General features: G+C 45.1%; 8 protein-coding genes. 2 read left to right on the plus strand and 6 right to left on the minus strand.

Translation table 11 applies throughout. The features are described 5' to 3' along the window. From MVG27_RS03800 to MVG27_RS03815, 4 genes are all read right to left on the minus strand, one after another. On the minus strand, window positions 1-915 hold a 915-nt coding region (locus MVG27_RS03800), incomplete at its 3' end, for an ATP cone domain-containing protein (RefSeq protein ID WP_297556227.1). A 175-nt stretch (window positions 916-1090) separates the two neighbouring features. Further along, complete coding sequence (locus MVG27_RS03805) at window positions 1091-1522, minus strand: ferritin family protein (RefSeq protein WP_297556229.1); 432 nt, start codon at window positions 1520-1522, stop codon at window positions 1091-1093. Further along, window positions 1519-2316 carry an HAD-IIA family hydrolase gene (locus MVG27_RS03810; protein WP_297556230.1) on the minus strand — a complete coding sequence of 266 codons (798 nt, stop codon included), beginning with the start codon at window positions 2314-2316 and terminating at the stop codon, window positions 1519-1521. Before MVG27_RS03810 ends, MVG27_RS03805 begins: the two co-directional genes overlap by 4 nt. 39 nt (window positions 2317-2355) lie before the next feature. Continuing rightward, complete coding sequence (locus MVG27_RS03815; RefSeq protein ID WP_297556232.1) at window positions 2356-2922, minus strand: TasA family protein; 567 nt, start codon at window positions 2920-2922, stop codon at window positions 2356-2358. Window positions 2923-3065: 143 nt separating this feature from the next. On the opposite strand from MVG27_RS03815, the gene MVG27_RS03820 reads away from it, so the two are divergent. Together MVG27_RS03820 and MVG27_RS03825 are read left to right on the plus strand one after the other, a co-directional pair. Beyond that, window positions 3066-4184 carry a glycosyltransferase family 2 protein gene (locus MVG27_RS03820; protein ID WP_297556235.1) on the plus strand — a complete coding sequence of 373 codons (1119 nt, stop codon included), beginning with the start codon at window positions 3066-3068 and terminating at the stop codon, window positions 4182-4184. Further along, the gene (locus MVG27_RS03825; protein ID WP_297556237.1) at window positions 4185-5252 is read left to right on the plus strand and encodes a glycosyltransferase family 4 protein; all 1068 of its coding nucleotides are present in this window, start codon (window positions 4185-4187) and stop codon (window positions 5250-5252) included. Here the strand turns inward: MVG27_RS03825 and MVG27_RS03830 are convergent. Together MVG27_RS03830 and MVG27_RS03835 are read right to left on the minus strand one after the other, a co-directional pair. After that, on the minus strand, window positions 5230-6597 hold the full coding sequence (locus MVG27_RS03830) for a glycosyltransferase family 39 protein (RefSeq protein ID WP_297556239.1): 1368 nt from the start codon (window positions 6595-6597) through the stop codon (window positions 5230-5232). The two genes, MVG27_RS03825 and MVG27_RS03830, sit on opposite strands and share 23 nt — an antisense overlap. Window positions 6598-6659: 62 nt before the next feature. After that, window positions 6660-7905: hypothetical protein (locus MVG27_RS03835; RefSeq protein ID WP_297556242.1), on the minus strand; the 1246-nt coding region annotated here is incomplete at its 5' end.

Raw genomic sequence — 7905 nt, forward strand, 5'->3', positions numbered from 1 at the left:
ATTGAGCCCAGTACCCCCTCCGCTCTTCTGTATCATGGCCACATCATGTGCCGCTTTCATTATGCTCTCCATGTCGTCCTCTATCGGCACAACGAAGCACGCTGAAAGCATTCCCAAAGGCCTTCCGGAGTTTATTAGCGCCGGTGTGTTTGGCATGAACACCTGCCCTGCCATCAACCTGAAGTATTCCTCTATCTCGCCCTCGTAGTCGTCGAAGGCCCCGTTTTCGAGCATGCCCAGGAACTCGTCTATCGAGACCTTCATTTTGCCCTTCTCTGCCAGCTCGCGGTAGAGGTTGAGGAGCCTCTCAAAGTGGTACTTGTTGAGCTTGAAGCGGCCTATTGAATACTTGCCATCGAACTCCTCAAAGTGCTCAAGGTAGTACTTGACTCTGCTCAAATCCTGTTCGTGGTTCCCATCTTTGTCAAAAACCCTCTCGTCGTAGAGTAAATCGGGGATTACGGCTAGAGTTGCCACCCTCTCAAAGAGTTCCCTTGGGCTCTCGATTATTTCGCCCTTTTCGTTCCTTATGAGGTAGCGCGAGGCTAAAACACGTAGAGCGTTTAACGAGAAGCGCTTGTCGATTTCATCGAGTTTGTCCTTGTTGAGAATTTTCTTCTTTTCCTCCCTGATTTCGGCCTTCTTCTTGCGGTAGAGAATGTAGGCCTTGGCGACATCAAAGAGGCCGGCCCTCATCAGTTCGAGCTCAACGATGTCCTGAATGTTCTCTATGTTCGGGATTTGACCATCGTAGAGCTCGTTTATCCTCCTGACGACCCTTCTGACGACCCTGTTGAGAAGTTTTTCGTCATGGATTCCAACTTCAAGCATTGCCCTCTGTATGGCCCATTTTATACGCTCCCTATCAAAAGGCACGATTCTACCGTCTCTTTTCATCACTTTTTCAACAGGCATATAAACACCCCTGACACACAGTTGTACATAATTTTGTCAATTGGTAAAATCATCAGCACCGCCACTCTCACCGGGCACCCTAATATACCTTACCCCACATTTCATTGCCATCGTGACGAATTCTGGCTTACCCTCTTGGATGGTGGGGAAGTGGTAGAAAAGGGAAGTGGATGGTTTAGAGAGACTCGTATATCAGCTTCAACCTGTACGCGTGAGTCAGTTCCTCCCTCGCGATGTGCACAAAAAGGTCGTTGAAGGGGCTTTCCAAAAGCTCCGCTAGTTTGGAGTACATCTCATAGGCGTGTTTCTCCCTCAGCACGGCCTCCACGACGAGTTCTTCAAGGCTTTCAGGCTCCGCCCTCTTATCGCTGAGAACTGGTTCGAGGGAGAGCTCGTCCATGTAGTCGACAATTAACCCCTCCAGTGTTCCCTCCTTTAGTAGGCCCCTCAGGGTCTCCCCGTGCCTCAGTTCTTCCTCCGCTATCAGTGTGAAAACGTCCCTCAGCTCGGGTCTCTCGAAGAGGGCGAAGGTTTCACCGAGCTTGTAGAGGTTGTAGAGCTCGTTCTCCTGCCAGATTAGCTTTTCGATGAGCTCTTTGGCCTTCATTTCACAACCCTCAGGTAGTCCAGGAGCTCTTTAACACTTGGGAGGATTAAATCGGGTTTAAAGGGGCTATTCTTAACGTCCTCGGGAGTGCTGACACCGGTTAGGACCATTACCGCCTTCATCCCAAAGCGCTTGGCGAAGGTTATGTCAGTGTCCAGCCTGTCGCCGACCATCCAGATTTCGTCAACGCGTCCCATCTTCTCCTTTGCAATCTCATAAACGGGTTCGTTTGGCTTTCCGATGATGAGGGGCTCCTTTTCGGTCGAGGCCTTCAGTGAGGCTATTATTGCTCCCGCTCCCGGGTAGAGGCCCTCCTCAGCTGGGTAAGTGGTGTCGGGGTTTGTTCCTATAAAGCTCGCCCCGTTCCTTATCGCCAGAGTTCCGTATTTGAGTTTCTCATAGGTCAAACCCGGATCGAGGCCGACAACAACGTGCCTGATTTCCCGCCATTTTCCTTCTCTGCAGTCCTCGGGGCTTACCGTCTCCCAGTTTAGCTTTCCCATCTCCTCGTGGAGGCCCTTACCGCCGATGACGAAGATTTTTCCGGGTTCCATGTGCCTAGCCATGTAGAGCCTCGTGGCTAAACCGGACGTTATTATTCTCTCCGCTGGAACATCGATGCCCATCGAGAGCAACTTTTCTCTATACATTTCCGGTGTCTTTGTCGAGTTGTTCGTGAGGAACAGGAAGGGAATTTCCTTTTTCTTCAGGTATTCCACAACTTCCCTCGCGCCTTCGATGGGCCTGTTCCCGCGGTAGATAACACCGTCCATGTCAAAGATAATCCCAATCATGCTCTCACCGGAGGGAAAATGTGGGGGAAGTATAAAAGCTCACTGGCTCGCGTCGAGCCTTAGAGTTATGTCTATTCCATCCGTTTGGCACTCGTTGCCTGTCTCATCTGGAAGTTCAAACGTCATCTCGATTCCGGCTATTTCTCCCGGCTGTAGCGTTACGGGGAGCGTTATCGTCTTTCCATTGAGGGCGTTTAGCGTTTGGTTGACGATGATGCTCTTTCCTTTCACATGTATGGACTTCAGAACAAGCCACTTTCCGAGTTCTCCGGTTTCGGGCGTTGAATCCACGGCTTTTTCCGATGGAGACATTCTCACCTCGTAGTTCCTGACTTTGAACGTTATTGTGAGTTTTTTAACTTCAACCGTTCCGCGGTTCTTGATTTGGAATTCGGATTTTCTGGTTTCACCGGGCAGGAGGTTGTTCATCTCAAAAAGCTTCAGCTCGTTGTAGAAGCGCTTTCCGTTCTTGCTGATGGCCACGTCAAATTCGGCGGTCTCTATTGAGTTTCCCCTTGAGATTGCCGTATCGGTGAATATTGACACCACATAACTCGAGAAAACCAAAAATATAACCACTCCAACGACAATTTTCGATCGTTTCATGTTAACCACCATTAATGGTATTCCAAGAAAGAACAACTTCAAACTTTAAAAAGTTTTTTATATGTTATAGTAGTTCCTGGAATTGGATGGCAAAGTTCTAAAAACCCCAAATAATGCATCTGCTATTAGGAGATGGAAACCCTATGACCGTTGATGTCTCTGTGATACTACCAACTATGAACGAGGAAAAGGCAATATCTGTTGTGCTTCCAAAACTACAAGAGTCATTGGAAAAAATGGGGTTATCCTATGAGATAATAGTAGTTGACAAAAGTGTTGACAATACTCCAGATATAGCCAGTTCTTTGGGAGCCCTTGTAATCCCCCAAAAAAATCGGGGTTATGGAGATGCATATATAACTGGGTTCAATAATGCACGGGGAAAGTATATAGTCATGGGTGACCCAGATGGGAGTTATGATTTCTCTGAGCTTCCTAAGCTTCTTGAGCCCCTTCTAAGGGATGAAGCGGACTTGGTAATCTGTACTAGGTTAAAGGGTAGGATTGAGAAGGGAGCAATGCCATGGCTTCATAGGTATGTTGGAAATCCGCTCCTTACAAAAATTCTGAACTTTTTATTTAAGACTAAAATCTCCGATGCCCATTGTGGATTTAGAGCTATACGTCGAGATGCCCTTGAGAAACTCCCTTTGAAATGTCGTGGTATGGAGTTTGCTAGCGAGATGATTATTGAGGCCGCCAAAGCGGGGCTTAGAATTAAGGAGGTACCTATAACTTATCATCCCCGCATTGGAAAATCGAAGCTAAACTCATTTAGGGATGGCTGGCGACACCTTCGTTTGATGTTACTTTATTCTCCCTCTTACCTGTTTCTCATTCCTGGGATTTCTTTTGTTCTTGGAGGAGCTGGTCTTATAGCCTACGCCTATAACACCAATCCACTAAGAGTTCATTCTCTTATTCTCGCGAGTCTTCTGATAATCGTGGGGTTTCAGATTATAAACTTTGGAATATTCAGTAAGGTCTACTCAGTAAAGGAAGGTTTAGAAAAGCCAGACAGGATAACCAAGTTCTTTATGAGATACTCTATACTGGAAGAGGGTCTGTTGCTCTCGGCAGTTCTCTTGGTGGTAGGTCTTAGTGTTGGTATTAGCATTTTTCTTAAATGGCGGGCTAGTGGTTATGGTGAGCTCTTTGAAATAAAGCAGGCAATCCTCGTTATGACCCTCGTTGCACTAGGTATTCAGCTGGCGTTTTTCTCATTCTTTGTAAGCATTCTGATGCTGAAGGAGGTGTCATAAGTGAAAATTCTTATGGTTTCCCCTTACTTTTATCCTGAGGGGGGAGGTCTCGAGAGGTATGCGTATGAAATGGCCCTGGAAATGAAAAAAGAAAACGATGTTACGGTTGTGTGTTCCACAAAAGGTAAATCTCGGGATGAAACTCTAGAGGGCATTAAAGTTATTAGGCGTCGCCCTCTTTTTGTTGTGTCAAATACTCCTGTTAGGCTATCCCTTCCTTTTGAACTTTTGTACCTCCTTAAACGGGAGAAATTTGACGTTATAATTACTCACACACCAGTACCGTTCTATGCAGATGTTGCGTCTTTAGTGGCAAAGCTTTATGGAGTCCCCTTTGTTGTCTACTATCATGTGGGAAAGTTAGAAAAAGGTTCATGGGTTGATAAGATAGCCCTTCTGTATTCACAAACCCTGGAAAGGGTTACCCTCGCGGGTGCAAGACTATTTGCAGTTTCCCATTATGTGGCTCGGCTTCTTTTTAATAGGGGGTTTAAAGCAAAGGTTCGATATCCGAGAATTTCTGAGGTCTTTTTGCATGGGCATCCGGAATATGGTGGTGAGTACATTCTCTTTGTAGGCCAGCTAACTAGGGCTCATCGCTGGAAAAATTTATCTCTGGTACTCGATGCATTTGCCAAACTTCTAGAAATCCTGCCTTGGGAGAGACTTGTAGTTGTTGGCGGGGGTGAACTTCTGGACTATTATCATCAGCTAGTTAAACGAATAGGTATTGAAGATTCTGTGACGTTTAGTGGGTTTGTGAGTGATATAAAACTCCTTGAGTACTACAAAAACGCCAAAGTTTTGGTACTTCCCTCTTCTGAGAATGAGGCCTTTGGAAAGGTTGTCCTTGAGGCAATGGCAGTTGGAACGCCGGTCATTGTGAGCAATCTTGGTGAATTCCCTATTGTGGTTGAGCACGGTAAAGAGGGCTTGGTTATCAAACCTGAGGTCGAGGAGCTCGTCAGTTCCATTGTAATGCTCTTGGAAAATGAGAAACTTAGGAGGAAAATGGCTGTCATTGCGAGAAGACGAGCGGAAGCGCTTATGGGTGCCTCCAGAGTGTAAAGTTTGCCGGGAAAACGTATCTCTCTATGGCGTCTTTCTCTTGGGCATGAATCACAACATAAGGGCCGGAAGTCCAAATCTGGATTGCTCCGGATTCAACGGCTTTTCTGTCGATTTTAACCCAGCTCCTAAACGTAATCAACCAGTCAGGACTCATGTTTAAAACAAACTCTATCCGTCTGTCTGCCCATGTCCAGTTTTTGAAACCCAACATACCTGGATGTGGAGTTCCCCCGAATGACTCATTCTGATGACCGTATTCTTCAAGAATACTAAAGACTCTCTGGTCATACCAGTACCCGTAATCCTGTATCCCCTTGGCTCCAATATCGCTGAATTGCAAAACCGCTAGGTTTAGAACTATTATTTGAATCACCAAGAATAGGGCAATCCCCTTTTCTATGTTTATCTTCCTAACTATTATTACCTTATTGGACATCTTTTTGTACAATTCTACAAGCCCGTAACCGGAATAAACGCTCATTAGGGCAAGTGGCCCGAAGGTGTATCGCTCAAAGGGGCCGTTAAGGAGGAAGCCAAAAACGACGTTCAATGTCAGCACTGAGGGGAGAGCCACCAGCAGAGGCTCTTCTCTGTTCTTCAGTGAATATACTGCATATATAAAGCCCAAAACGGTTAGGGGGTACGCTATAAAAAACTGTACCCATGCGGAAATGTCGAGCTTTAGTAATTCTATAATGATCCAATTTGAGATAATGCGGGCATTGTAACCCAGAGGACTTCTGGTAATGCTAATTGAGTATATAAAAAGGAAATTAAGGACTACTGGGATGGTGGAGGATGTTACAAACTTCCAGAATGCTCTTCCTCTTTTGGCTCTCCAGACATATAGAAGAAAGAATGGGTACGTTGTTAGCCAAGTTTCCCTAGCGGTAAAGGCGAGTCCTAAAGAGATTGCTGAGAGGAGTGGTTTTCTCTCGAGCAGATACAGAGCCAGAAGAACAAAAAAGACCCCCCAGGGTTCTAGGGTGTATCTAGCTCCATATCTCAGGGTGACAAAGGAGAATAAGAAAGTTACAGTTCCTAAGAAAGCTGATTTCTTATCAAAACGTTCCTTTGCCAGTTCGTAGATTAAAATTAGGTCCAACAATGTTATGAAAGCCGTTAATGCCCGAAGGAAAAAAACCCTGATATCAACGTTCTCTATTGAGGCAAATGGAGAAGTGAGTATGAACACTAGGGAAGAACGAGGAGCAAAATTCAGATGAAAAGCTTTAGTTGACAATATCATATACAGCATCTCATCCTGAAAGAGGCGCAGGGTGAAAAGGGGCAGGAATATAGCAATAATCCAAAGGATTATTATCTTGTTCTTGTTCCTCATTGTTATTCCCCTCTTTAAAATGTTGTAGAGCTTTTGGAATCTCCATAATATTACTTTCTGTTTCAGGAAGCTTTAAGCTTGTTTTTCATCCTTCTTCGTCTTTCTTTGTTAGTTGTCCTTCCAAGAATAATAATTCCTAGACTTAAAAGAATTACATAGAGGTATGGAGTCAATGCGTCCTTAGATAGGTAAGAGAGACCCGCTAGGAGGAGCACGCTGAATCCTTCTCGGATTCCTTCATTATCCCATTTTGGCTCGAAGTATTCAATCCATAGGTTCAGGACGCCCACTAGGAGCAAGTAGTACACAAAAATAGCAACGTCGTTCGCGTAGTTTTCAGCGCCGAGGGCCAGTATAATGGCCGATACTATAAGTCCGATTATTGCGAAGAATATGAACTTCTGACCAACGGTGAACTCTTTGTAGGGATTGATAATCCACCCCAAGTACCTGTTCCTGTGGATGAGGGCGTATATCATGCTGGCAATTATCCCAAGTATTAGGGACATGAGGATGAACCACGTGAGATTCGGAAGAACCATTATCTCCGTGCTCACAACTTTTGTTTCCCTACCTTCAGGGGTTATGTAGAACTCAAGCCGATACTTCCCGGGAGGGGTTATTATTGGCAGTTTTGCCTCTTGGTATATGTGGACTGTTTTTCCGGCTGAATACTCTCTCCAGGAGGGATGGGAGTAGGAGAAAACCTTGACACCAAAGTAGTAGACATCAAGTTTTATGTCGATTTCATTTAGGGTCCCAACTTTGTTCGTGATAAAGAAGTCGGCCCTTATGGTTTCCTCTGGGTGGTACGTTCTGTTTAATAGTATCACAACACTAATTGTGGTATCGTTTATTACAAGCTTTCTGGTGTTATTAGTTGGGCTCTGTGATAATACCGTTGATGAATGTTTTTCGGAGGAGACTTTTGTCCCTTGATGCTCAGGGTTTGAACTGTTTTTCTCTGGCGTGAGAGTTACCTTTTTGCAAGTAAGGTTAGCTATTTCTACTTTCCCTGACCCATTGATTACAAATATAATGGCTGAAAAATTTGCATTTTTGTATGTCGGTACAAGCATGGATATGCTTCTCCATCCAAATGAGCCGTTTCCTATCAATTTTGGTGTTTTTGCGAGGATGAAACTTCCGTTCGAAGAGAAATATCCAGGTTCGACAAAGATTGACCTGGTACCTATGGTTTTGACTGAGAACGAGCAGTTCCACGTGACGTTTGCCCGCATCATGGGTGAAACAAGAGTGTGAAACCCAGGTTTATTTGATACCACAGTTACTATGTTGTCCTTTTCG

Source organism: Thermococcus sp., assembly GCF_027011145.1.
In the GTDB taxonomy this organism is placed as follows: domain Archaea; phylum Methanobacteriota_B; class Thermococci; order Thermococcales; family Thermococcaceae; genus Thermococcus.